Raw genomic sequence first — 24,121 nt, forward strand, 5'->3', positions numbered from 1 at the left:
TAGTTTTGTTTTATTATAGGACATAGGTAGTCTCTACTTTCTATAGGTTATTTTACTTTTAAATCTACAGTTTAGAGGACTACCTTTTTGTTGGCAATATTTGTTGCGAGGGTGCTGAGTTAATATGTAAACATTGACATTTTATTTAAAGTGTGCTATAATTGTACTTATGGAGCTTATGATTAAGTTTCAGGCAAATTAATAATGATTCCCCCCTGTTATCGGTAGGATCAAGAGTACCTTTACTGGCACTATTGATTCCGCCGATAACGGCGAGAATATTCTTTTTATTCTTGAAGGGGGAATTACCGTGGACACTACTAAACCGAGAAATTACCAACAGAGCTGCCTTGAGAATCTCGCTCTTGCGAGAGAACAAGGCGCGAATAAAGCATTGGTTGTGATGGCGTCTGGTCTAGGTAAAACCTTGACCGGCGCTTTCGACATCAAGAACTACCTGAACTCGGCCCAGGGCACATGCCAAAACAGGCGTGTGCTCATACTCTGTCACTCCGAAGCAATCCTGAGCCAAATCAAGGAAGTCTATAAGACTCTGTTTGGCGAAGAATACAGATACGGAATGTACAACGGCTTTGAGAAAGCGACTCATCAGACAGACTTCCTGTTTGCAAATTTGCAGTCTGTAAATCTGCATAAGGATGAGTTCGATCCGAATGAGTTCGTTTACATTCTCGTAGACGAGGCTCACCACAGTCCCGCAAAGACCTACCGGCAAGCGATCGAATACTTCCACCCGCAGTTTCTGCTGGGTATGACGGCCACGCCGGAACGCATGGATGATGCTGTTCTCTCCGAGATATTCGGGGAAACGGCGTTTGAGTATCGGCTGGTGGACGCTGTCCAAGACGGATGGCTGTCCGAAGTGGAGTATCGTGTAAAGACGGATGAATTACAGAAGCTGGAAACCATCCTAGATTCCGGCGAGAGGTTCTCCCTGTCTCAACTGAACCGTGAGGTGTTTGTGCCGAAGCGGGATGAAGAGATTGTCCGGATTATTCGCGAGGATATTTCGGGCAAGAACGATCCCACGATGGTTGTTTTCTGCCAAACCATTGCTCACGCGGAGAAATTCGCAGAGCTGATGGGCGACGCGGTGGTAATCCACTCGCAGATGAGCAACGAGGAACGGAACCGGAGGCTGAAAGGCTTCCGCTCTGGGGAAATCAAGACCGTTTGCGCCGTGGACATCCTGAACGAGGGCATCGATGTACCGAGGACTGACGTGATCGTTTTTTTACGCGTTACGCAGTCCAAGATCGTGTTTACCCAGCAACTGGGGCGTGGCCTTCGCCGCGCTAAGGGGAAGGGTAACGTCCTCGTACTGGACTTCGTCTCGACGGCGACCCGGCTGGAGATGCTGTACCGGTTCGAGCGCGAGTTCAAGGAGGCAACCGGGCGTTACGTACGTAGGAAGCAAACCGAAGAGAGGGAGTATTTCAATCTCGATATCGAGGCCCCCGTCTTCCGCGAGCGAAAGGTGGACATAATGGCTCTGATCGAGAGGGCGAGGCGCGTCAGCGAACGTTATAACTCTACTTATACAGACGAGGAACTGATTTCTCTGCTAAAGGCATTTGCCGAAAAACGGGGGCATGCTCCGACGCAAACAGAAGCAGATATGAGTCAAGAAATACCGGCTTCGACGACATACGTAAAACGATTTGGAACTTGGGAAGCAGCGATGTCTTTAGCGGGAATGAAAGCGTATCGTAGTTATTATTCTGATACAAAGATGATTGAATTGCTGCGCAATTTCATTGAGCGATTAGGGCACATTCCAACGATAGGTGAAATTGATGCAGACGAAACGATGCCGTGTTCCGCGACGTATATCTGCCATTTTGGTTCTATAGAAAGCGCAATCAAGAAGGCTGGATACAACTATGGACGCGCCAAAAGAAAAGTATCGTATGAAGAGGGAATAGTTCTGCTAAAAGAGTTTTTCGAGAAGACTGGACATCCGCCCAAGACGACAGATCTAGGGAAAGGAGTTCTTCCCTCCTATCTTTTTTACACGAGGAAATACGGTTCATGGTCGAATGCATTAGCACTTGCAGGGCTTGGAGTGGTTGGAAAAAATGCAGGCTATTCTGATGAAGAAATGTTAAATCTACTTAGGGATAAGGCAGAGCGTGATGGCAAGGTGCCGTCACGCAGAGAAGTAGAGGCAGACCCCGATATGCCGAGTGCGACGACTTACAGAGCACATTTTGGAAGTTGGGAAAATACTCTCAGACTAGCTGGTCTGAAAAAATGAGGGTGTTCATTATAGGCCCCGACTTACGTCGGGGCTTTTTCATGCCAACAATAGAGTTTACTAATATTGTTATTGATCGACTTCACCTGATTAATGAATATATGACAGCAATCGCGATAGTAATAATTATTGTAGGCTTGAGAAATAAGTTAACCACAGACAATAGACGTAAGTTTGTTTTTAGCTCTATTATACCAGATAATATAGATACGATTGCTAGCGGAACACCCAATGTCCAATAGTTATAAGCCACTAAACTGCGCCTGGTCCATTTTCATTTGCGCTTCCACCAGAAACTATCAGGCAGTAAAATCAAACCAATATTGGGATAATAGTAGTTATTATTGATAAAACCGAGTAAGCTTTTCGTTCTTGCATTCTGTTTTGTCCTATTTCTGTAATGCTTTCAGTCGAAGGCTGAATCGTCGGATTACTTTCTTTAGATCACAAGATTTGTACCCCTTCAACTACTGTCCAAATATATGATATTACTATGAGATGTTGCAAAAACATGGTTATTACAGATGTATTATAGCGATTGTCTGCATTGCTGCACAATGCGTTAGTTATCATGTGCGGGGCATAGCACGCAATAGCTATAATAAAATGGTCTGGGTGATCAGACTTGAACTGACGACCTCAGCGTCCCGAACGCTGCGCGCTACCAACTGCGCCACACCCAGATATATCTGTGGTCTGGGATAGGAGATTTGAACTCCTGACCTCACGCACCCCATGCGTGCGCGCTACCAGGCTGCGCCAATCCCAGATTGGTAATATAATATTCTTGACGTTAAGTCAAGAATATGCATAGTTATGGTCTGGGTGACAGGACTTGAACCTGCGACCTCGACTTCCCAAAAGTCGCGCGCTACCAACTGTGCTACACCCAGCCACGGTATTATTATAGCACATTATGCATGGATAACAAAACACAAAATAGATTATAAAACTAGATTGAATTATGATAGAATTATAGGATAAGGAGAAAAAATAGTGGCGGAAAAAATGACCAAAAAGCCAGCGGGGCGGCCCGGCAATATGAATAAGTCGAATACGATTAGAAGTGTTTTGTTTACTTTTATTTTGATTTGTTTTGGAGCGTTGCTGATTGCAAATATGAATTATGGTGGTATTCAGAAGACTGAGGTGCCGATTTCTGAGGTAATTCAAAGGGCGAATGATCCAAATGGTAATATTGCTAAAATTACTGTAACTGGCGAAACTCTGGATATTACTTTGAAAGGAAATGACAAAGCGACTGAAACTTCGCGTAAGGATTCGTCTGGCACGCTTTATGATCAGGGTTTGGTGAATTATTGTGATAGTTTAGCGGGTGAAGAGTTGGTAGAATGTCAAGAAAAATATCCAGTGATTGAGTATAAGGAAGACACGAATACTTGGGGAATTGTGTTGGATGTGGCATTGACGGTACTGCCGATTATTGCGATTGTGATATTTTTTAGTTGGATGATGAGACAGGCAAGTGCGGCGAACAATCAGTCTATGAGCTTTGGCAAAGCAAAAGCGCGGTTGTATGGGCCAGACAAGAAGAAAGTAACTTTTAAGGATGTGGCAGGAAACGAGTCGGCGAAACAAGATTTGACGGAGATTGTGGATTTTCTAAAATCACCGAAAAAATACGAGAAATTAGGTGCTAAAATTCCGCGTGGCGTGTTGTTGGCTGGTGAGCCGGGTACGGGTAAAACTTTGATGGCTCGTGCGGTAGCGGGCGAAGCGGACGTGCCGTTTTTCTCAATTTCTGGTTCGGAATTTGCTGAGATGTTTGTAGGCGTGGGCGCGAGTCGGGTACGTGATTTGTTTTCTAAGGCGAAGAAAAATGCTCCGTCGATTATCTTTATTGATGAAATTGATGCGGTGGCCCATAAACGTGATGCGCGGGGTGGCGCGGGCCGTGAAGATGAACAAACTCTAAATCAGATTTTAGTGGAGATGGATGGGTTTGATAATGATAGCGGCGTGATAGTGATGGCGGCGACTAACCGGGTGGATATGCTAGATAAGGCGCTTTTGCGTCCGGGGCGGTTTGATCGGCACGTGAATGTGGCTTTGCCGGAAAGAAAAGATCGGCTGGAGATTTTGAAGGTGCATTTTAAGGGTAAGCCGGTAGAGGAGAATGTAGATTTAGAGGCTTTGGCGAAGAAGACAGCGGGGTCTAGCGGGGCGGATCTTGCGAATATCGCAAACGAAGCGGCGATTACGGCAGCGCGGGAAGGTCATAAAGCGATTTCGAACAAAGATTTGACTGAAGCGTTCGAGCGAGTAGCGATAGGGCCGGAGCGCAAGAGTAAAGTGATGAACGACAAGGAACGTAAAATTACAGCTTATCACGAGGCGGGCCATGCGATAGTAGGGCATGTATTGCCAGACAGTGATCCGGTACACAAGGTGACGATCATCCCGCGTGGGCAAACTGGAGGTGTAACCTGGTTCTTGCCGCCAGAAGATAGAAGCTATAAGAGTATTTATGAATTGAAGGATATTTTGGCGCGAGCGATGGGCGGTCGCGTGGCGGAGAAATTGATTTTTGGTAAGGATGCAGTGACAACTGGGGCATCTTCTGATTTAAAGAATGTAGCGGAACTGGCGAAGTCGATGATTATTGAAGAAGGTATGGGTGATGGCACGCGGAATTTGGTGTTCCCGAGCGAAGCTGCCGGTTATTATACGATTTCAACAGGTAAGCCATATTCAGAGAAAACGGCGGAAATAATTGATGCGGAGATTAAGAAGCTTTCAGACGAAGCGGCAAAGCGGGCAGAGGAAGTACTGAAGGCGAATAAATCAGTGTTAGATAAATTGGCAGAGGAGTTGTTGACACACGAAACTTTGGAAGAAACCGAGTTGGGGCCGATTTTGAAAGATGCGAAAATTCCAGAAATTGTAAAATTACATAAGTAAACTTAACAAAAGTGTGGAGGTGAAATGGAAAGATTGATTAATTATTTTGTGCCAGAGAAATATATTCTGGATCTTGAGGTAGATAAGGGTGCTAAGACTATCGGCGGTAAGGTGATGGTGTTGGGACAGGCAAAAGCGGAAAATATTAAATTTCACGCAGTGGGTTTATCTGTTGACTCGGTGGTGGTAAACGGTGAAAGTGCCAAATTTGAAGTGGCAGATGGCGTTTTGACAGTATTTAAAGTATCTAGCGGCGATTTGAAGGTAGAAATAGGGTACCACGGCACTTTAAATGAAAATATGCAAGGAGCGTACCTTTCTACCTATGAGTATGATGGCAAAACAGAGGTGATAGTGGCGACGCAGTTTGAAAGTCATTATGCTAGAGAGGCTTTCCCTTGTATAGATGAACCGGAGGCGAAGGCAGTGTTTGAATTATCGATTTCTATTCCGGATAGTTCGGAAGATATAATATTGTCTAATACGCTAGAACTAAAGTTTGATTCGTCGCCGCGTCCGTCCGGCCCGTCGCCACGGGCGGACGGCGCTAATTCTCGCGCTGCCGCGCTCCGAAATGCGCCGAATCAAACTTTAGCTTCTGGCTATAAAACTATTTCTTTCCAACCAACTCCTAGAATGAGCACATACTTACTCGCCTGGGTGATTGGTAAGTTTCACGGTAAAACGGTGAAAAATGCGCATGGAGTGGAGATTACGACGTATTGTTCACTAGCGCAAGATATAGATTCGGTGGATTTTGCTAATGAGATTGCCGCGAAATCTTTGGAATTCTATGATGACAATTTTGGCGTGCCGTATCCTTTAAAAAAAATAGACCAAGTAGCGTTGCCAGACTTTGAAGCGGGAGCGATGGAAAACTGGGGATTAGTGACATATCGTGAGTCGATGCTTCTGGCTGGTAAAAATGCGACGCTTGGTACTAAAAAAGGTGTAGCGCTAACTGTGGCGCATGAGTTGTCGCACCAATGGTTTGGTGATTTGGTAACAATGGACTGGTGGGATGATTTGTGGTTGAACGAATCGTTTGCTAGTGTAATGGAATATTACGCGGTGGATTATATTCATCCGGAATATAAGATTTTTGAAGGATTTTTCACGGGGGATTCATATGCGGCATTAATGCGTGATGCATACAAAGATGTGCAATCGGTGCATCAGGATGTAAATAGTCCAGAGGAAATTGCTACGCTATTTGATGGAGCAATCGTGTATTCCAAGGGTGCACGACTGATGTTGATGTTGATTCGGGCGATGGGTTGGAAAAATTTTTGTAGAGGCATTCGTGATTATTTTGAGAAGTTTAAATATCAGAATACGGTGGGGGATGATTTGTGGGCGGCATTGAAGCCATATGCCGAGTTTGACCCGGGCAAATTAATGCACGCATTTATTGACAAGCCGGGATATCCGGTGGTAACTGGAGAAAAACAGCAGAGATTCTTGTTGGACGGGCCTTTAGAAGATGAAAATTGGCCGTTGCCAGAAATTAGTGAAGACATGAGCGGACATTATATTTTGAATTTGACGGATGCGGAATTTGAAGAAAGGCTGGCGCGGTTTGATGAATTAGATTTGGAAGAAAAGCTGCGGCTTTTGATAGACCGGAATTTGTTGGCGAAGACGGAATTGGTAAGTAGCGCATCATTGCTACCGCTGGTGGCGAAGTTTAAAAATGAAGAAGCGGCGGCGGTATGGAATATTGTTTTGGCTATTGTGGGGAATTTAAAGATTTTCTTTGAAGCTGGTTCGGCGGAAGAAAAGAAATTTAAGAAATTTGTGGGCGAACTGGTGGCGCCGAAATTGGCAGAGATTGGTGTGAAGACGCGAAAAGATGACGACGAAAACACCATTCGGCTGCGAGCGATATTACTTAGCTTGGATTACTATGCGGAAACAGTGGAGAATCTGGAAAAGCTGGCGGCAATGTACAGTAAAAATTACGAAAAACTGGATACGGAGATTCGCGAAGATATTTTGGATGCGAAGCTTTATTTAGAGCCGGGCGTGATAGACGATTATTTGAAAGCGTATCAAAAGATTGCCGATCCAGAACTGAAGTTTGAGTTGTTATTTGCTGGAACTTTATCGAAAGATGAAAAAGTGTTAGCGAAGATGCTAAGTTTACTGGAAAAACCGGAAATTGTAAAGCCGCAAGACCAAACGCATTTGTTTATTTATCTATATCGTAATTTGAAATCGCGTGAGCAAGCGTTTGAATGGCTGACAAAACATTGGGACTATGTAAAGAAAATGGCGGGAGATAAATCCTTAGATAGCTATCCGCGATATATGGCGAATGTGATTCGGGCGGAAAAAGAATATCGGGCATGGCGAGATTTCTTTGAGCCAATGAAAGATAATCCGGCACTAGCGCGCGCGATTAAGATTGGCGAAAGAGAAATTAAGGCACGGTTAAAACTAATTGCAGATGATAAAGTGGCGGTGTGCGCTGAGCTAGATGCTATAATGTAAGCATGAACGTTTTAGAATATGCTAAGGGGGTAGAAAAATTAGTAGACCCGATGGCAGTGGGGAAAGTGCAGTATCTGCAGACGAAGTTGAGACGGTTGCCGGTGTGCTGGCAAAAGAAAATCGTGAATAGCGCTACGAAGAAAGCAGACAAAATGCCGTTCGTGGTAGAGCCGTACTGTACTTTCTTGTTCTATGAAATTCCGGATCCTAGTAAGGTGCAGAAATTTATGCCGGACGGATTTTTGCCAGCAAAAGCGGCGGTGTTTGAGGGTGGGGCGAAAAAGTATTATGGGATAGTGAGTATGTTCCGTATCCATACTAGCGTGTTTTGGGGTGCGCGGGCGGAATATTATTTGGTAGCGGAGAATACGAAAACGGGCTTGCTCAGTTGGATAATGATGGACTATATTAGTGATACGATTTCATACGATGAGAAACATGGACTGAAATCGCCGGATGCGAAAAAAGCGGTGATGACGACGACTTGTGAAGGGGATTTCGTGTGCGAAATGCGAGCGGATGATGGCAAACAGAAGGTGATTTGCCAAGCGAATTTGATGCGGGCCAAAATGAAACTGCTGAATCAACGGCTGTGGATAGAGGGTAACACTTCTATCGCCTATGGTCGGTTGGCGGGCGAAACGGACGGGGACCTATTTTCGCTAACTTTCTTTCCGGAAGAAATGAAACAAGCGTTAGAAATACCGATGGAAGACGTAGCGCTAGCGGAAGTGGCATCTAGTCGGACAGGAAAGTTTGGCGCGGTGTTAGATAAAGTGGTGAGTTTTCCTTTCGCACAGCACATGCTAAGTGATGCGCCGGGACAGCAGACGCATTACGATAGTGAAGTGGCGCTAAGGGCGGCGGTTGAAGGTGTGGATTTTAATAAAATTAGAACTTTGAACGATTAGTGATATTTAAAACCAAGTGCTTGATAAAAATCCATTGCTGAGTATAGGCGGAAGATTTTGGCGGTGAGATTGTAGAGCTCGTCCGCCATTATAAGTGAGAATAAAGTGATGGCAAGGATGAGAAAGGTTTTGCGGCTGAGTTTTTGTGAAAGATAAATACAAGATGGTAAAATGATATACATTAAAAGAAGCGAGGAAAAACCAAAGAACAGTACACTACGTAAACAGACAAACCCGCCGATATTGCCGAAGTTTAAGATTTCGGTATTGTAATCCCAGTAGCGGGTGCCATTGCCGATGGTGTAGACCAGCCAGCCGGCTACAAGTTCTAAAATACCGGTGACGAGAAAGGAAATGAAAAATACGGCTATGGGGTGCTTTTTGATTTTGTAGGTGGTGAGTAAAATTAGGATGCTACCGATGGCGTAGATATTGATCCACGGAAGGAAATTGCCACCTTGCATATACCATTCTTGCATGCCGCCGTTGAAAAAGTAAAAGATAAATTCGTATACCCAGCCGAAAAAGCCAGAAATGACGATTAATAGAAAGATAACGCCGAGTTTTTGGTACGGTTGTAATTTTAATTTGTCATCTAGGTAATTATGGAATAATTTGCGGTATTTTAACATAAGTTTATTATAGCAAGTTTGGCAGCAAAAAAGCAGTTAAAACTGCCGTGGTGCCCGCGAAGAGATTCGAACTCTTACACCGGTGAAGGCACTAGCACCTGAAGCTAGCGCGTCTACCAATTCCGCCACGCGGGCCTAGAGTGATTGTACCATAAAAATGCCCCGAACGGAATGTTCGGGGCGGGCGAGATTAGAGAAGGCTTAGAAAAGCATAGAAGGAAGCTACTGAGTCTTGGTAAAGCTGTATTCCAATACCAGACCATTATCGAATTCTTCATCTAATCTCTTGAGTACTGCTTCTGATAAAGGTTCGTCTTTGCTATAGAAACATTTGTAATAGTGCGGGACGTTGCCCTGATCGTCGATATCGTCATCTTGGGAGATACCGGTAAGGTTTATCCGGTAGGTTCTGAATCCATTTTCTCGCAGATAGACACGAAAAGGTTGACTTCCTGAACTTAATTTGACTGATGCGTTTTGATGCATTGTTTCACCCCCCCTGAATATTTTGGATGTACGAGCAGTATTGCGTGAGATATATTTTACCATCTTTTATGGTTATTGCAATATGTGATATAATTTCGGTATAGATTGGAGGTGAGATGATAAAAGTTAATTTCAATGCGGAAGTGGACGAGGCGCGAGCACAGAAGATTTTGGCTGAAATCAAAAAAGACAAAATGGGTGGTTGGATGGAACTTCCCCGCAAGTACGATATGGGGGAATTTGCAAGGATCAAAGAAGCAGCAAAAAAAATCAATGAAGAGAGTGAATATCTGGTATGTATTGGGATCGGTGGGTCGTATTTGGGGCATAGGGCGGTAATAGAAGCTTTGCGCCCGAAGTCTGAAACGAAGATTATTTATGCTGGGAATTCTTTGAGTAGACGAGAACTAGAGTGGGCCCTTGCAAAGGTAGGAGATCATGATTTTTCAATTAATGTGATTTCTAAGTCTGGGACCACATTGGAACCAGCGATTGCTTTTGAAGCGTTTAAGAAAAAATTGGTTGAAAAATACGGGGCGGAAGAAGCGACACGGCGGATTTATGCAACGACGGATGCCAAACAAGGAGCATTGCACGATGAGGCTACAGAGAATGGTTATACGAAGTTTGTAGTACCGGATAATATTGGTGGGAGATATTCAGTGTTGACGGCGGTGGGGCTATTGCCGATGGCAGTGGCTGGCGTAGATGTAGACAAAATGTTGAAGGGAGCGGCTGAGGCGGTAGAAACAGCGGTGGAACCGGCGTTGAACTATGCTTTTATGCGGTATGCTTTGGATGCAAAGAAGTATGATACGGAAATATTTGCGAGTTTTGAGCCATCGACTGTGTATTTTAACGAGTGGTTGAAACAATTGTTTGGCGAAAGTGAGGGAAAAGATAAACGAGGAATTTTGCCGGATTCAGTGATATATTCTACTGACCTTCATTCTCTAGGACAGTATCTCCAGGATGGACGACGGAATTTGTTTGAAACTATTATTGATTTTCCAACTGATGATTTGAACGCCAAAATTGTGGCGGCAGTGCGGATTGCGCATACTGGAGGGGGAATACCAGTATTAAATATTAGCGTAACTTCGTTTGATGAAAAAGGATTTGGTGAGTTAATCTATTTCTTTGAACTGGCATGTGCAGTAAGCGCAAAACTTATCGGAGTAAACCCGTTTGATCAGCCTGGGGTGGAGAAATATAAATTAGAACTACATAAATTATTAGGATAATATTTGAAGAAACAAAAATAATAGTTTCAGGATACACTCAAGTCCGTTCGGTTGAGCTTACGGTTCTGAAACTATTATTTTTTATTTCCTGATTATTGTCCCGGCTTTGCCTTGTAATGCTTCGCTTAAATGTTCTATGTCGGTGATGATCCCGGTGCCGCCTGATTCAGCGAATTTGATGGCGGCATCTACTTTGGGGAGCATGGAACCAGTTTTGAAGTAATTGTATTTTTTATAATTATGGAGTTCTGTAATAGTGACGTTTTGTAAGGCGGTTTGATCTGGCGTACCGTATTTAATATAGACGTTGGGCACGGCAGTAACGGAAACAAAGATATTAGCCTTTACTTCTTCGGCGAGTTTTTCGGCGGCATAATCTTTGTCGATAACAGCGTCTATACCTTTAAGCCGTTTTAGAACTTTGGTGCGAGTAACGGGAATGCCACCTCCGCCGGCGGCTATAACAATCACGCCATCTTTGACAAGTTCTAAAATAGTGCGTTTTTCGACGATATCGATAGGTTTGGGGCTAGCAACTACGCGACGCCAGCCACGGCCAGCATCCTCTTTGACAGCCCAGCCGGTAACTTTGGCTAAAGCTTTGGCCTGTTTTTCGGGATAGAATTGGCCGATAGGCTTGGTGGGGTTTTTGAAAGCCGGATCGTTTTTATCTACTACAACTTGTGAAATCACAGTGGCAACTTTTTTATGTTTGCCGAGTTTGGCAAAAGCGTTGTTGATAGCTTGAGTGAGCCAGTAGCCGATTTGGCCTTGGCTCATTGCGACAGCAGTTTCTAGTGGCATAGCGGGAGCTTTGTCGGTGGCGGCGGACTCTTCGTGGATAAGAATATTACCGACTTGTGGGCCATTGCCATGAGCGACGATGATTTCGTATTTATCGGCAAGACTGGCGATAGTTTCACCTACTTTGGTGGCGATTTTTTTCTGAGCTTCAGCAGTAGCTTCGCCATTTTTTTGCAAAGCATTGCCACCGAGAGCTAAAACTACGCGTTTTTTCATATGTTTATTATAACATTTAAATGCTTGTGCTTAAAATAAACTTAATATATAATAAAGTTTATGGATAGGGCATATACTTTGACGCATCAAACACCGACTAGAAAAGATTTTGTGGATACGGCGGATTTTGATCAATCGGAGATTGTGGATATTATCAAACTTTCGCGAGTTGTGCGGGGATACATAAAAGAAGGTGGTTTGTTGAATTCTTTGTTACATAAGACTTTAGCGATGTTGTTTGAACAAAAGTCAACGCGAACTAGGGTGTCATTTGAAGTGGCAATGGTGCAGCTTGGTGGTCATGCATTAAATTTGGCTCCGGGCGCGATTCAGTTGGGAGCGCATGAAACAATTGAGGACACAGCGCAGGTGTTGGGACGAATGTGCGATATGATAATGTCGCGGGTGGATAAGCATGAATCAATTGAGGCGCTGGCAAAATATGCTCAAGTATCGGTGATTAATGGTATGAGTGACAGAGCGCATCCAACTCAGGGTGTTGGTGATATGATTACGATTTTTGACCATTGGCCGGCTGGGAAAAAACCGGGTGAAGTGAAAGTGATTTTTGTGGGCGATGCGACGCAAGTATGTAATACGTTGTGCGATATGACGACAAAGATGGGTATGAATTTTGTGCATTATGGACCAGAAAATCACAAAATTGGTGAGGAATGGTTAGAGATTGGTCGGAAAAATGTAGAAAAATATGGTGGCTCGGTGATGTGGACAGACGATGCTGAGTGTCTGAAGGGTGCAGACTTTATCTACACGGATGTGTGGTATGGCTTGTACGACAAAGAGACCCCGAAAGAAGAGTATATGAAGGATTTTTATCCGAAATATCAAGTGAATGATGAGATGATGGCGGCGACTAGCAATCCGAATTGTAGGTTTATGCATTGTTTACCAGCAAATCGCAACGAGGAAGTGACGGATTCGGTATTAGACGGGCCGAATTCGATAGCGTGGGATGAGGCAGAAAATCGTCTGACAGCTCAGCGCGGGCTGGTGTTATATTTTGGTCGGGTAGCGCAGGTAACGCTCGATTATATAAAACAACAAAAGGAGGGCAAAGATGCCAAAGAAGAAATATAAATTCAGGCTGTTTTCGGCAGTGCTTGCGACAGTCTGTATAATTTTGGTGGGAGATGCCGTAGCACCTACTGCAGCCATCGGGAATTCGATGTATGTGTGGTGGGCGATTATGCTAATTGGCTTCTTTGTGCCGTATGCGTTGATTAGCGCAGAGTTAGGTACGCAGTACCCGTCTGAGGGTGGTATGTATACCTGGATTAAAAAGGCTTTTGGCAAGAAATGGGCCGGTAGAGTAGCTTGGTTTTACTGGGTGAACTATCCACTATGGATTGCCTCACTTGCAGATCTCATCACTACGATGATTATGCAGATGTTTGGTATCGAGATGGAAATGTGGATGGTGCTGGCAATTCAGATATTCTACATTTTCCTAGTGACGATATTGGGAATGCTAAGGATTTCGCAGTCTGACTGGGTATCGAATATCGGTGCGATTATTAAAATTTTGCTACTTTCTGGTATTGGCTTCTTAGGCCTTTATGTGTTGTTTTCTAAAGGAACGGCAAATCCGGTAGAGGGTTGGCAAGATTTTGTACCTTTAGCATCGGCTGATGGAGGAATTGATTGGGCGGGGCTGTCATTTGTGTCGCTTATTATCTTTAATATGCTTGGTTTTGAAGTAGTGGGGACGTTTTACGATGATATGGATAAGCCAAAGAAACAAATTCCAAAAGCGATTATCCTAGGTGGGATTTTGATTGCTATTTTCTACATTTTCCCGTCGTTTGGTATGGGCGTAGGTACGCCATTTGAAGAAATCCAAACCAATACTGGTTTCTTGGATTCTTATACTGTATTAATGGCAAATGCCGGCTTTGAGGCGGCGGCAATTCAATCTATCTTGGTAGTGGTAGGCGGGTTGTTTATTTTGACACTGATTTCCAATGTTTCGTCATGGAACTTCGGTGTGTACTCGGTGATTGCATGCGCAGCCGAAGATGGGATGTTCCCGAAGTCTTGGAAGAAGCGCAATAAAGACGGCGTGCCATATATGGTAGGAATTTGGACCGGCATCGTGGCAACGATTCTAGCGGTGGCGGGTATAATTATTGCCTATGTATTCCCAGAAATGGAAGAGCTATCTAATATGTTCTGGGCATTCTTCTCACTGTCTTTGGTGTGTCTACTTTTGTCCTATATTCCAATGTTTGCGGCGTTTATCAAATTGCACAAGCAAGGGCAACAAGTTAAGAATGGCTATTGGCTAAAGATTGGTCCGGTACTACGTTGGGTAATGGGCGTTGTGCCACTAATCTTGCTGTTTGTATCACTATTCTTCACTTTGATACCAGAGCTTAGCTTGGAAGCGATTTTGGACAACTATATATTGATTATTAGTACAGTAATATGTATAGGCATTGGTGAAATAATGGTATTCCATATGAGCCAAAAAGATAAACAAAAGAAATTGGCGCGTAAAAAGAAGACAGCGCTAAAGTCTGGCAGATAGTTTATAATAAATAGTGGGGTAGTTAAAGCCCCACTATTTTAATAAAAGAAAGGAATTAAATGAGATTGAGTTCTACTCCGAAGCAAGATGGTTTTCATATGCCATCAGAATTGGCGCCACATAAATGCACTTATCTTTTATGGCCGGAACGTCCGGATAACTGGAGGGGTGGTGCAAAACCAGCCCAGAAGGCTTTTCGGGAAGTGGTAGAGAAGATCGCTAAACATGAGCCTGTGGTATTGGGCGTAAATCAATCGCAGTATTTGCATGTGTTGGGTATGAACATGAAGAATGTGCAGGTAGTAGAGATTTCTAATAATGATTCGTGGATCCGCGATACTGGCGCGACGATGGTGGTAAACGATGCTGGTGAGATGCGTGCGGTAGATTGGGGTTTTAATGGTTATGGTGGTTTGGTAGATGGGATTTATTTCCCGTGGGATTTGGACGATCAAATTGCAGCGAAGATGTCTAACATTGAGGGGGTAGATAGATATAGAACGGATGATTTTGTGTTGGAGGGCGGTTCGATTCATACGGATGGCGAAGGTACTTTGCTGGTAACAGAGGAGACTTTGTTGGCTGAAGGACGCAATCCGGGCAAGAGCAAAGAAGAGATTGAGGTAATTTTAAAAGAATATACTGGAGCCGAGAAAGTGTTGTGGTTGCCTTATGGTGTATATAAGGATGAGGATACGAATGGTCACGTGGACAATATTTGCCAATTTGTGGCGCCTGGAAAGGTAGTGCTAGCTTGGGAAGATAATCCAGAAGATCCGCAGCATGAACGATCAGTAGCTGATTTGGAGTATCTACAAAGTGTGACGGATGCACGAGGGAGGCAACTCGAAGTTGTAAAGATTCATGTGCCAAATGTAATAACAATTACAAAGGAAGAATCAGAGGGCGTAGACGTGGTGGAAGGTACTTTTCCGCGTAACGAGGGGGATCGCTTGCCGGCATCGTATATCAATTATTATAACTGTAATGGCGCGATAATTTTGCCGGTATTTAACGATGAGCATGATGCAGAAGCGGTACGAGTTTTGCAAGAGTGCTTTCCGGATCGGGTGATTGAGACGGTGTATGCGAGAGAGATTTTGCTGGGGGGTGGGAACATTCACTGCATTACGCAGCAGGTGCCCAAAGTTTAGCAAAAAGGCTAGTTAGAAAATTGAGTTGGAAGTGAACTCCAACTCAATTTTTGTTGACGGTATTTTAATTCCGTTGGAATTAAAATGGTTATGGTATAATTGGGCTATGGATAAATTATCGTATGATGGGCCGATAGTTTTGGCAATTTTGGACGGTGTGGGGTTGGCGCCGGATGGGCCGGGTAACGCTGTAAGCAGGGCTCGGACATCGTTTCTCGGCAAAGCAGCACGAGAGTATTTACACGTAGCATTGGACGCTTCTGGTGAAGCAGTGGGGTTGGTGGCTGGTCAAATGGGTAATTCTGAAGTAGGACATAACACGATGGGCGCGGGTCGGGCGATCAAACAAGGTATTGCGAAAATAGAAGAGGCTTTTGCTACTGGTGAAGTGTTTGACTCTGAAGCTTGGAAGGGTGCGATTTTAAGAGTGCTTGATAGGAGCGAAGGGACTGGCGGCAATGAGCAGGCAGCTCAACGTACATTGCATTTTGCTGGGATTTTTTCTGATGGTGGGGTGCATAGCCATATTTCGCATTTAGAGCAAATGATACAAAAAGCGTACGATGATGGTGTGCGACGAATGCGTGTGCATGCTATTTTTGATGGGCGTGACGTTTTGCCTCAATCTGAGCCAAAATATATTCAGAGGTTTGAGAAATTTGCGGCGAAGTTTCAGGATGCAGATATACGAATAGCTTCTGGTGGGGGGCGGATGACTACGGTGTCGGATAGATATGGGAATGATTGGCAGATGGTGGCACGTGGTTGGGATATGATGGTGAATGGGGAGGCGGATTATTATTTTAAGTCTGCTGAGGAAGCGATATCGGTGTTGCGTCGGGTGAAACCTGGTGTGCAAGATCAGAATTTGCCGGCTTTTGTGATAGTTGGTGCTGATGAGCAGCCGGTAGGGAAGATAGAAAAAGGCGACGCGTTGATTTATTTTGATTTTCGGGCAGATCGGGCGATAGAAATTGCAATGGCGTTTACCTATTGGGACTTCCCGTATTTTAAGCGAGGTGATTACCAGCCGACTGATGTGTATTTTGTGGGGATGACGGAATATAATTCTGATACGCATGTACCGGAGCATCGTTTGGTGGAACCGGTGGAAATAGACGAGACTTTGAATAGATTTTTGAGCAAGCAAGGTATTTCGGAGCTTGCGGTCTCGGAAACGGTGAAGTTTGGCCATGTGACCTATTACTTTAATGGCAATAGTTATGATAAAGTAGTAGGGGAGGAGCACGTAAAGATAGATTCATATACTGAGCCTTATGAAACACGGCCATGGATGCGGACGGCAGAAATTACCGATGTGGTGTTGGAGAATTTGGATAAGTATAAGTTTGTGAGGCTAAACTATCCGGGCGGTGATATGGTGGGGCATACAGCCGATATGGAGGCAACAATTGTAGCAATGGAGGCGATAGATTTGTCGTTAGCACGGATTGCTGCTAAAGTAGATGAATTGGGTGGTGTGTTGGTGATAGTGGCGGATCACGGTAATGCAGAAGAGTTACTGGACGCGAATGGAGCGAAAAAGACTTCGCATACCACTAATAAGGTTCCGTGTATTATATACGATAATACGGCGAATAGAACAAAATATCAGTTAGCACCAGTAGTAGAACCGGGATTAGCAAATATTGCGGCAACGATGGCTGTGCTGTTGGGCGAAAATGATTATCCGGAAAGTTGGGATACGGCGCTGATAGAAGTTGAATGATACCTGGGGCATTATGCGCGGGAAGTTTGTGCTATAATGGTGGCATTATGATTACGAAAGCTATTATCCCAGTCGCGGGGTGGGGCACGCGGCGGTTACCAATTACGAAAATTATTGAGAAATCTATGTTGCCGGTGGGGAATCGGCCACTGGTGGACTATTCCGTGCAAGATTTGATAAAGGCGGGTGTGAAAGATATATATATGGTGATATCTAACGTAGAGCCGTGTCAAGTGCAGGAGTTTTATAAGGATAATTTGGCGTTGAACCAGTACTTGATTGAACGCGGAAAAGAGGACAGGTTGAAATTGGCAAAAACTTTGCCGGATGACGTGACGATTCACTATACAGTGCAAGACCCGGCGGCAAAATATGGGACAGCAGTGCCGATTGCGATGGTAGTAGAAGAATATAATATAGATGAGCCGGTGTTGGTGTTTATGGGCGATGATTTCGTGTGGAACCCGGGTGGCGAGAATGCAGCGGAAGCTTTGATAAAAGCGGCGGGTGAAAATGAGAGCGCGATACTGGGTGTAGAAATTCCGCTAGAGAAAGTGGAGAAATACGGTGTATTAGCGGCAGAAGATGGGAAGTTGACTGGTGTGGTGGAAAAACCAAAGCCGGAAGAGGCGCCAAGCAATTTGATTAATGTTTCTAAGTATATAATGGCGCCGGAGCTTTTGCAGCGGATTGTGAAATATGTGAATGAGAATGATTTTGGGCCGAAAGATCAAGAATACATGGTGACCGACCCGATTGATGAATATATTAAAGATGGTGGTGTGGTGCGTGTGGCACCAGCTACGGGCGAGTACTTGGACGGTGGCTCAGTAGAAGGCTGGTTGCATGCGAATGAAGTAGTATGTAAAGAACGCAAGTAGTATTTTTTATTTGTGTTCTTCTCCGATTTCTTTGGCCATACGCTCGAGTTTGCGGAAATCGGTTTTGTTGGCGCGGGTGAGTGGAAGATCGTCCAAGAAAATGACTTTGCGGGGGATTTCGTAAGATTTGAGCGTGATGCGGCGACGGCCGAGATTAAACGGTTGGGTAGCTTGCTTCATGATTTTACGACGGATTTGGTTGTTATGGCCGACGCCGTCATTGGTGACGATGAAAGCGTAAGAAGCGAGCTTTAGCTTGGGATCGGGGCCTTTAACAACGTAGCATTTTTTCACTAAATCGGATTTGGCGATGGCGGCACGGACAACTTCGTAATAAACTTTGGCCGGAAGATTATTAATAAAGAAAGTGGCGCGACCAACCAAAGTGATGTAGCCGGTTTCGGAAACGTAGGCGAGATCGCCGGTTTTGACGAAGCGCTTGCCTTTGATTTTGATGATTTTGTCTTCGTCTAGTTCCGGACGGTTATAGTAGCGGTTTAGCATGTGCTTGCCGGTGCAATAAAGGATGCCGGTTTTGCCGAAGCCGAGCTCTTCGCCAGTTTCCGGGTCTAGCACCATGACGTGGGTGCCGGCGGGGATGCGGCCGACAGAATCGGGATTATAGGCGGCGGTGCCGACAGCGGTGGAAATAAGGCCGAGAGCTTCGCCGACACCGTAGCCGTTGCTGATTTTGACGTTTTTGAGCCCGCGAGATTTGAAAAACTCTAGCGCGGCCAGTGAAGCGGATTTTTCTAGGCGTTCACCGCCAGAAGCGAACATTTTGAGATCAGAAATGTCGGTGTCTTCTTTGATATTTGGCAAAGCTTCAAGTAGGGGCGGGATGCCGAAGATGGTGTTAGGGTTTTTGCCGATATAATAATCTAGGTTAGTATCGTCTATATCGGGGGTAAGGATGACTTCGCCACCGCCGCAAATGGGGGCGATAACAGAAACTACCAGCCCGTAAGGGCAGTCAAACTTGACGTAGCTCATCCAGGAATGCAACTCTTTATCCCACATTTTGACGTTGGACGCAACTTTGGAATAGATAGCATCGGCGATGAGATTTTTGTTAGTAAAGACCATGGGCTTGGGGCCAGAAGTAGAGCCAGAAGTGAAAGAGATAAGAGCTTCTTTGTTGGCGGAAAAGATGTTTCTAGGTGTGTGGCCTTTATATTTTTCGGCAATTTTAGTGATGGGCTGATGGCCAAGCCAGAAACCATCTAGGGCGTGAAATTCAATATCTTCTGTTTGCTCATCGTCTGGGCTGGCTTCGTCTACGGTGCGGCCATCTAGATTGATGACGTATTTGACGGACTTGGCGTCTTTTTTAAGATCTTTGATACGGCCGGGAGATTTTTTGTAAGTGATAAGAATGGACGAATTGAATTCGTCTAGGTAGTGTAAGAGCGTGTCGCGTGGGGTTTTTTCGTCCAGAAAGGCAACGACGGCGCCGATTTGGTTGGCGGCTAAGAAAATTAGGATATTTTCGTACATAGAGCGGCCGGTGGCGACGGTGATAATGTCGCCAGATTTGATGCCGAGTTCTAGGAAGGCTTTGGCAAGGGTTTTGCGGTCGTTTTTGAGTTCGCGACGGGTGAAGTCTAGTTCTTTCTGATTGGCGACGACGCCGTCCCAGTGGCGGAAACTAGAAAGATTAAATAATGCTGATATGCTGATAGGCGGGACGAATGGGTCGCGCTTCTGATGCTTGATTTTTAACATATACCTCCTGTGTTAAGTTTATTTTAACATATTTTTGTATGGGGAGTGGAGGACTTTTGGGGAATGTATGATATAATCTAAACATAAATAATTTGAAAGGAAAATATGCAACCAAATAATATAGGCAATCAGCCGGCGGGGCCAGCAGCTGAGGCCGGAATGGCGAGTGCGGGTGCGCCGGTGAATGCGGCTAGTGCTGCACCAAAATCACCTGACCCAACGTTTGATAACGGGCCATCCGTAGTAGAGGGTAAAGGTGGAAAGAAGACCGGCTGGATAATTGGTTTAGTATTGATGGCTTTGATTGCAGCCGGTGGCGTAGGATTTGGCGTGTGGGCCTGGATGGATGGCAATACACAGAAGGACGCGTTGAATATGCAAATTAGCTCGCTGAAGCAACAGGTTAATAGTTTGCAAGAGCAATTAGATAATGGTGGAGCTGAATATAATAATCCAATAATACAATCTTTGAATTCTGACGAAGAATATAGAGTATGGCTGAGTTCTTCCATTGTGGATGGGAAAGAAATGAGAATTGGGATTAAAGATGGAAAAATTGATATTTGTAGTATCTATGAGACGGGCGGTGCTTTTGTTGACGATTGCATGATTGAAGGCGTTTCTGGTGATATTTTTAATGTAGTAGAATTTGGACAAGGACAGGATAATTCGAATTCAAACATTGGTTTCATTATGACGGACGGCTCTGTTTATTATTTTCCGTTTGTTGAGGCTATGAAAAATAATGAGTTCAGCATAAAAGGTAAATTAAATGTTGACGGATTTGTTACTGACGCTATTGAGATTACTGCTGGTCCTACAGAGCCTGGTGTGGCGGGCGGTTATGGCTCTACAATATTCATCCTTAAGGATGGTACTTACGTTAAGTTTGATGAAGCAATGTTAAATTAGTTACAAGATAGGAAGAATGATAATTAGCACTCTTGCATTGTGAGTGCTAATTTGCTACAATAGGGGGTATTATGCAAGAAGAATTTAGTGAAATCATGAATCGGTTAAGCGAAAACGCAAGGTTTGCGCTACAAAAGGCCGATTATTACAGTAAGCGATATAACAATGGTTATATGGGAACGGAGCATCTGCTACTCGGAATTATGAGCATAGATATGTCTACCGGGGCGAAGATGATTCGTGACGAAGGTGCGACGCTAGAAGAAGTGGAAAAAGCGTTAAATAAAGCGGCGGTGGAAGTGCCGGGTAGCGACATGGCAATGATGTCGCTATCGGAAGCGGTGATTTTGACGCTTAGGATGGCGCAAAATTATATACGCGAGCAGGGCCTGAGTGTGATAGGCACCGAGCATATATTATATGCTTTGCTTTCTCAGCCGAATTCGCGGGCTTCGCTAATATTAACTGGGCTGAAGGTAGATACGGAAAAGTTATTGAACGAAATTGAAGATCTAGTAGAAGAACAAACTAAAGATGAAAAGCTAAAAGCTGAAAAAGCGAAATATTTGAAGAAAACGCCACTGAAGTTTTTGAATCGGTACGGGAAAGATTTGACGGAAGAGGCGAAGGCGGGGAAACTAGATACCGTAATAGGGCGTGAAAACGAGATAGAACGGGTGGTGACGGTATTAAGTCGCCGGACGAAATCTAACCCGGTGTTAATAGGTGAGGCAGGCGTAGGTAAAACGGCGATTGTGGAGGGTTTGGCGACACGGATTGCGAATAATGAAGTGCCAGGGAACTTAATTGGTAAACATATTTACCAAGTGGATCTGAGCTCGGTGGTGGCGGGGACGAAGTTCCGCGGGGAATTCGAAGAACGTATTAAGGGGATTATAGATGAGGCGACGGGGGATGATAGCGTGCTGTTATTTATAGACGAAATACATCTGCTTTCTGGTGCGGGGTCTAGTGAAGGCAGCATGGATGCGGCGAATATTTTGAAGCCAGCGTTAGCGCGGAATTCTATCAACCTGATCGGTGCGACGACTTTGGACGAATATCGGAAATCTATTGAAAAAGACAAGGCGCTTTCGCGTAGATTCCAGACGGTGATGGTGGAAGAACCCTCGGCTGCAGTGACGCTCCGGATTTTGAAGGGGATTAAGAAACATTACGAAAAGCATCATGGGGTGGTGATACCGGACGAGATTTTGGAAACGGCGATTACGATGAGTCAAAGATATATTAACGACAGATTTATGCCGGACAAGGTAATAGACGTGATAGACGAAGCAAGTGCGATTGCAAAAGTGGCGGCAGATAAAAAGGGCGGCGGCAAGTATAAAAAATTGAAAATTGAAAAAACAACTTTGGAGAATAAGATTTCGGATGCGGCGGAAAAAGAGGATTACGAAAAAGCGGCGAATTTGAAGACAGAACTGGCGAAGCTAGAGCAAGAGATTAAGAAATTAGAAAAAGCCGGTGTGAAAGAAACGGAGAATCCGATTTTGACGGAAGAAAACTTAGCAACAGCGGTAAGTTTGAAAACTGGTATACCGGTGAGTAAAGTACATGGGTCCGAGATGAAGATGTTGGTTAACTTAGAAGATGAGCTAAAAAAATCCATTATCGGGCAAGATGAGGCGGTGGCGGCGGTAGCGAAGGCGATACGGCGCGGTCGGAGCGGAATTGCGGATGCCAAGCGGCCGATCGGTTCGTTCCTATTCATGGGGCCAACTGGCGTAGGGAAAACGGAATTAGCACGAGTGATAGCGCGTGAAGTATTTGGTGGGGAAAATGCGCTAGTAAAAATAGATATGAGTGAGTTTGGCGAGAAGCATAATGTGTCGCGATTAGTGGGTGCGCCAGCGGGATATATTGGTTATGATGACGGCGGAAAGCTGACCGAAGCGGTGCGCCGCAAGCCATATTCGGTCATACTGTTTGATGAGATTGAAAAAGCGCATCCGGATGTATTTAATTTACTGCTTCAAATATTAGAAGACGGCGTGTTGACGGATGGACAAGGTAGTAAGATTAAGTTTAACAATACGATAGTGATTTTAACGTCTAACCTTGGGTCGGCGGATATGTTTAGGGAATCAGAACTTGGCTTTGCTGCAAAGACGGCGAAAGACAAGAAGGCTTTGGCGGAAGAATACGAAGAAAATAAATCTTATGCAATGAAGGCGCTCAAGAAAGTGATGCGACCCGAGTTAATTAACCGGCTCGATAATATCCTGGTATTTCACGCACTGACGCGGAAGAATGTGGAAAGAATATTTGATAATTTGATAAACGATTTGAAGAAGCGATTGGCGACAAAAGGGATCGGTCTAAAGATTGATGAAAAGGCAAAGAATTATTTGATCGAGGAAGGATATGACCCGAAGAATGGGGCAAGGCCGCTGCGGCGAAAGATTGAAGACGAAGTAGAGTCGCTAGTATCGGAAGAAATTATCGCGGAAGGATTGAAAAAAGGTGATATCCCGACATTGAAATTAGTAAATAAGAAATTGAAATTAGTAAAAGAATAATTGAAAGGATAATATGAAGAAATTAACAAATGACTATTTGGTACCTACGGTAGTAGAAGAAACTAATAAGGGGGAAAGAGCATATGATATTTATTCAAGGCTTTTGAATGATCGGATTATTTTCTTAGGCGAAGATGTGAATGCGCATACGGCGAATTTGGTGGTGGCGCAGTTGCTATATCTTGCGCATGAGGATCCGAAAAAACCGATTAAACTATATATTAATTCTCCGGGTGGTTCGGTATACGATGGGTTGGCGATTATCGATACGATGAATTATATTGAGCCGGATGTAGAAACTATTGGCATCGGCCTGCAGGCAAGCATGGGGGCGTTGTTGCTTTCGTGTGGAGCGAAGGGCAAGCGATATTGTCTACCGAATGCGCGGATTATGATACATCAACCATCGTCCGGTACAGAAGGTAAAATCACCGACCAGGAAATTATGTTACGTGAAGGCATTTTCTTGAAGAAACGGACAGCAGAGATTTTTGCGAAAAATACTGGTAAAGATTTGAAGCAAGTGGAAAAGGATATGGATCGTGATAACTGGATGAGTGCAGAAGAAGCCAAAGAATACGGTATAATTGATGAAATTATAAAATAGGTTTTATAACTGTGGTACTGCGAACTTTAAAAGTTCGCA

17 protein-coding genes and 4 tRNA genes are annotated in these 24,121 nt (G+C 44.5%); 13 read left to right on the forward strand and 8 right to left on the reverse strand.

Going from position 1 to position 24,121, the window contains the following annotated elements; translation table 11 throughout:
- Positions 1-310: 310 nt before the first annotated feature.
- Positions 311-2,278: a homing endonuclease associated repeat-containing protein gene (locus tag G3RUM_RS00230; protein WP_164998318.1), complete on the forward strand. Its 1,968-nt coding sequence runs from the start codon at positions 311-313 to the stop codon at positions 2,276-2,278.
- Between the two features lie 607 nt (positions 2,279-2,885).
- Here the strand turns inward: G3RUM_RS00230 and G3RUM_RS00235 are convergent.
- From G3RUM_RS00235 to G3RUM_RS00245, 3 genes are all read right to left on the reverse strand, one after another.
- Positions 2,886-2,961: transfer RNA gene (locus G3RUM_RS00235), tRNA-Pro, on the reverse strand.
- A gap of 9 nt (positions 2,962-2,970) precedes the next feature.
- Positions 2,971-3,047, reverse strand: a tRNA-Pro gene (locus tag G3RUM_RS00240).
- A gap of 48 nt (positions 3,048-3,095) precedes the next feature.
- Positions 3,096-3,171 (reverse strand) — tRNA-Pro (locus G3RUM_RS00245).
- A gap of 103 nt (positions 3,172-3,274) precedes the next feature.
- On the opposite strand from G3RUM_RS00245, the gene ftsH reads away from it, so the two are divergent.
- The 3 genes from ftsH to G3RUM_RS00260 are packed head-to-tail and all read left to right on the forward strand — an operon-like array spanning position 3,275 to position 8,604.
- Positions 3,275-5,200 (forward strand): ATP-dependent zinc metalloprotease FtsH, encoded by a 1,926-nt coding sequence (gene ftsH, locus G3RUM_RS00250; protein ID WP_206660881.1) that lies wholly within the window; start codon positions 3,275-3,277, stop codon positions 5,198-5,200.
- Between the two features lie 24 nt (positions 5,201-5,224).
- Positions 5,225-7,693, forward strand: a complete 2,469-nt coding sequence (locus G3RUM_RS00255) for a M1 family metallopeptidase (protein ID WP_129734240.1) — start codon at positions 5,225-5,227, stop codon at positions 7,691-7,693.
- Positions 7,694-7,695: 2 nt separating this feature from the next.
- Positions 7,696-8,604, forward strand: a complete 909-nt coding sequence (locus tag G3RUM_RS00260) for a hypothetical protein (RefSeq protein ID WP_129734242.1) — start codon at positions 7,696-7,698, stop codon at positions 8,602-8,604.
- Here G3RUM_RS00260 and G3RUM_RS00265 read toward each other — a convergent pair.
- The 3 genes from G3RUM_RS00265 to G3RUM_RS00275 all read right to left on the reverse strand — a co-directional run bounded on the left by G3RUM_RS00265 (position 8,601) and on the right by G3RUM_RS00275 (position 9,785).
- Positions 8,601-9,236 (reverse strand): putative ABC transporter permease, encoded by a 636-nt coding sequence (locus G3RUM_RS00265; RefSeq protein WP_129734244.1) that lies wholly within the window; start codon positions 9,234-9,236, stop codon positions 8,601-8,603. The two genes, G3RUM_RS00260 and G3RUM_RS00265, sit on opposite strands and share 4 nt — an antisense overlap.
- Positions 9,237-9,284: 48 nt before the next feature.
- Positions 9,285-9,371: transfer RNA gene (locus G3RUM_RS00270), tRNA-Leu, on the reverse strand.
- Positions 9,372-9,458: 87 nt separating this feature from the next.
- Positions 9,459-9,785 carry a hypothetical protein gene (locus tag G3RUM_RS00275; RefSeq protein ID WP_129734246.1) on the reverse strand — a complete coding sequence of 109 codons (327 nt, stop codon included), beginning with the start codon at positions 9,783-9,785 and terminating at the stop codon, positions 9,459-9,461.
- Positions 9,786-9,838: 53 nt separating this feature from the next.
- Between G3RUM_RS00275 and G3RUM_RS00280 the strand changes: the two genes are divergently transcribed.
- Positions 9,839-10,966 (forward strand): phosphoglucose isomerase-related protein, encoded by a 1,128-nt coding sequence (locus G3RUM_RS00280; RefSeq protein ID WP_129734248.1) that lies wholly within the window; start codon positions 9,839-9,841, stop codon positions 10,964-10,966.
- 81 nt (positions 10,967-11,047) lie between these two features.
- On the opposite strand, the gene arcC is transcribed toward G3RUM_RS00280, so the two are convergent.
- Entirely contained in the window at positions 11,048-11,986 is a 939-nt protein-coding gene (gene arcC / locus G3RUM_RS00285; protein ID WP_129734250.1) for a carbamate kinase, read from the reverse strand.
- Between the two features lie 60 nt (positions 11,987-12,046).
- On the opposite strand from arcC, the gene argF reads away from it, so the two are divergent.
- The 5 genes from argF (at position 12,047) to G3RUM_RS00310 (ending at position 18,298) form a co-directional block, all read left to right on the forward strand.
- Positions 12,047-13,084, forward strand: coding sequence for an ornithine carbamoyltransferase (gene argF, locus G3RUM_RS00290; protein WP_129734252.1), 1,038 nt, complete (start codon positions 12,047-12,049; stop codon positions 13,082-13,084).
- Positions 13,065-14,534 (forward strand): APC family permease, encoded by a 1,470-nt coding sequence (locus G3RUM_RS00295; RefSeq protein ID WP_129734254.1) that lies wholly within the window; start codon positions 13,065-13,067, stop codon positions 14,532-14,534. Before argF ends, G3RUM_RS00295 begins: the two co-directional genes overlap by 20 nt.
- A 59-nt stretch (positions 14,535-14,593) precedes the next feature.
- A complete protein-coding gene (aguA, locus tag G3RUM_RS00300; protein WP_129734256.1) occupies positions 14,594-15,688 on the forward strand; it encodes an agmatine deiminase in 1,095 nt (364 codons plus the stop codon).
- 106 nt (positions 15,689-15,794) lie between these two features.
- Positions 15,795-17,417 carry a 2,3-bisphosphoglycerate-independent phosphoglycerate mutase gene (gene gpmI / locus G3RUM_RS00305; RefSeq protein ID WP_129734258.1) on the forward strand — a complete coding sequence of 541 codons (1,623 nt, stop codon included), beginning with the start codon at positions 15,795-15,797 and terminating at the stop codon, positions 17,415-17,417.
- 47 nt (positions 17,418-17,464) lie between these two features.
- Positions 17,465-18,298 carry a sugar phosphate nucleotidyltransferase gene (locus G3RUM_RS00310; protein WP_164998319.1) on the forward strand — a complete coding sequence of 278 codons (834 nt, stop codon included), beginning with the start codon at positions 17,465-17,467 and terminating at the stop codon, positions 18,296-18,298.
- Positions 18,299-18,304: 6 nt separating this feature from the next.
- On the opposite strand, the gene G3RUM_RS00315 is transcribed toward G3RUM_RS00310, so the two are convergent.
- Positions 18,305-20,023: a class I adenylate-forming enzyme family protein gene (locus tag G3RUM_RS00315; protein WP_129734262.1), complete on the reverse strand. Its 1,719-nt coding sequence runs from the start codon at positions 20,021-20,023 to the stop codon at positions 18,305-18,307.
- 105 nt (positions 20,024-20,128) lie between these two features.
- Here G3RUM_RS00315 and G3RUM_RS00320 point away from each other — a divergent pair, with 105 nt between their 5' ends.
- The 3 genes from G3RUM_RS00320 to G3RUM_RS00330 all read left to right on the forward strand — a co-directional run bounded on the left by G3RUM_RS00320 (position 20,129) and on the right by G3RUM_RS00330 (position 24,082).
- Positions 20,129-20,935, forward strand: coding sequence for a hypothetical protein (locus tag G3RUM_RS00320; protein WP_129734264.1), 807 nt, complete (start codon positions 20,129-20,131; stop codon positions 20,933-20,935).
- Between the two features lie 71 nt (positions 20,936-21,006).
- Positions 21,007-23,475: an ATP-dependent Clp protease ATP-binding subunit gene (locus G3RUM_RS00325; protein ID WP_206660882.1), complete on the forward strand. Its 2,469-nt coding sequence runs from the start codon at positions 21,007-21,009 to the stop codon at positions 23,473-23,475.
- Positions 23,476-23,488: 13 nt separating this feature from the next.
- Positions 23,489-24,082 (forward strand): ATP-dependent Clp protease proteolytic subunit, encoded by a 594-nt coding sequence (locus tag G3RUM_RS00330; protein ID WP_129734268.1) that lies wholly within the window; start codon positions 23,489-23,491, stop codon positions 24,080-24,082.
- Positions 24,083-24,121 lie beyond the last annotated feature (39 nt).

It is taken from the genome of Candidatus Nanosyncoccus alces (assembly GCF_004138395.1).
Lineage (GTDB): Bacteria > Patescibacteriota > Saccharimonadia > Saccharimonadales > Saccharimonadaceae > Nanosyncoccus > Nanosyncoccus alces.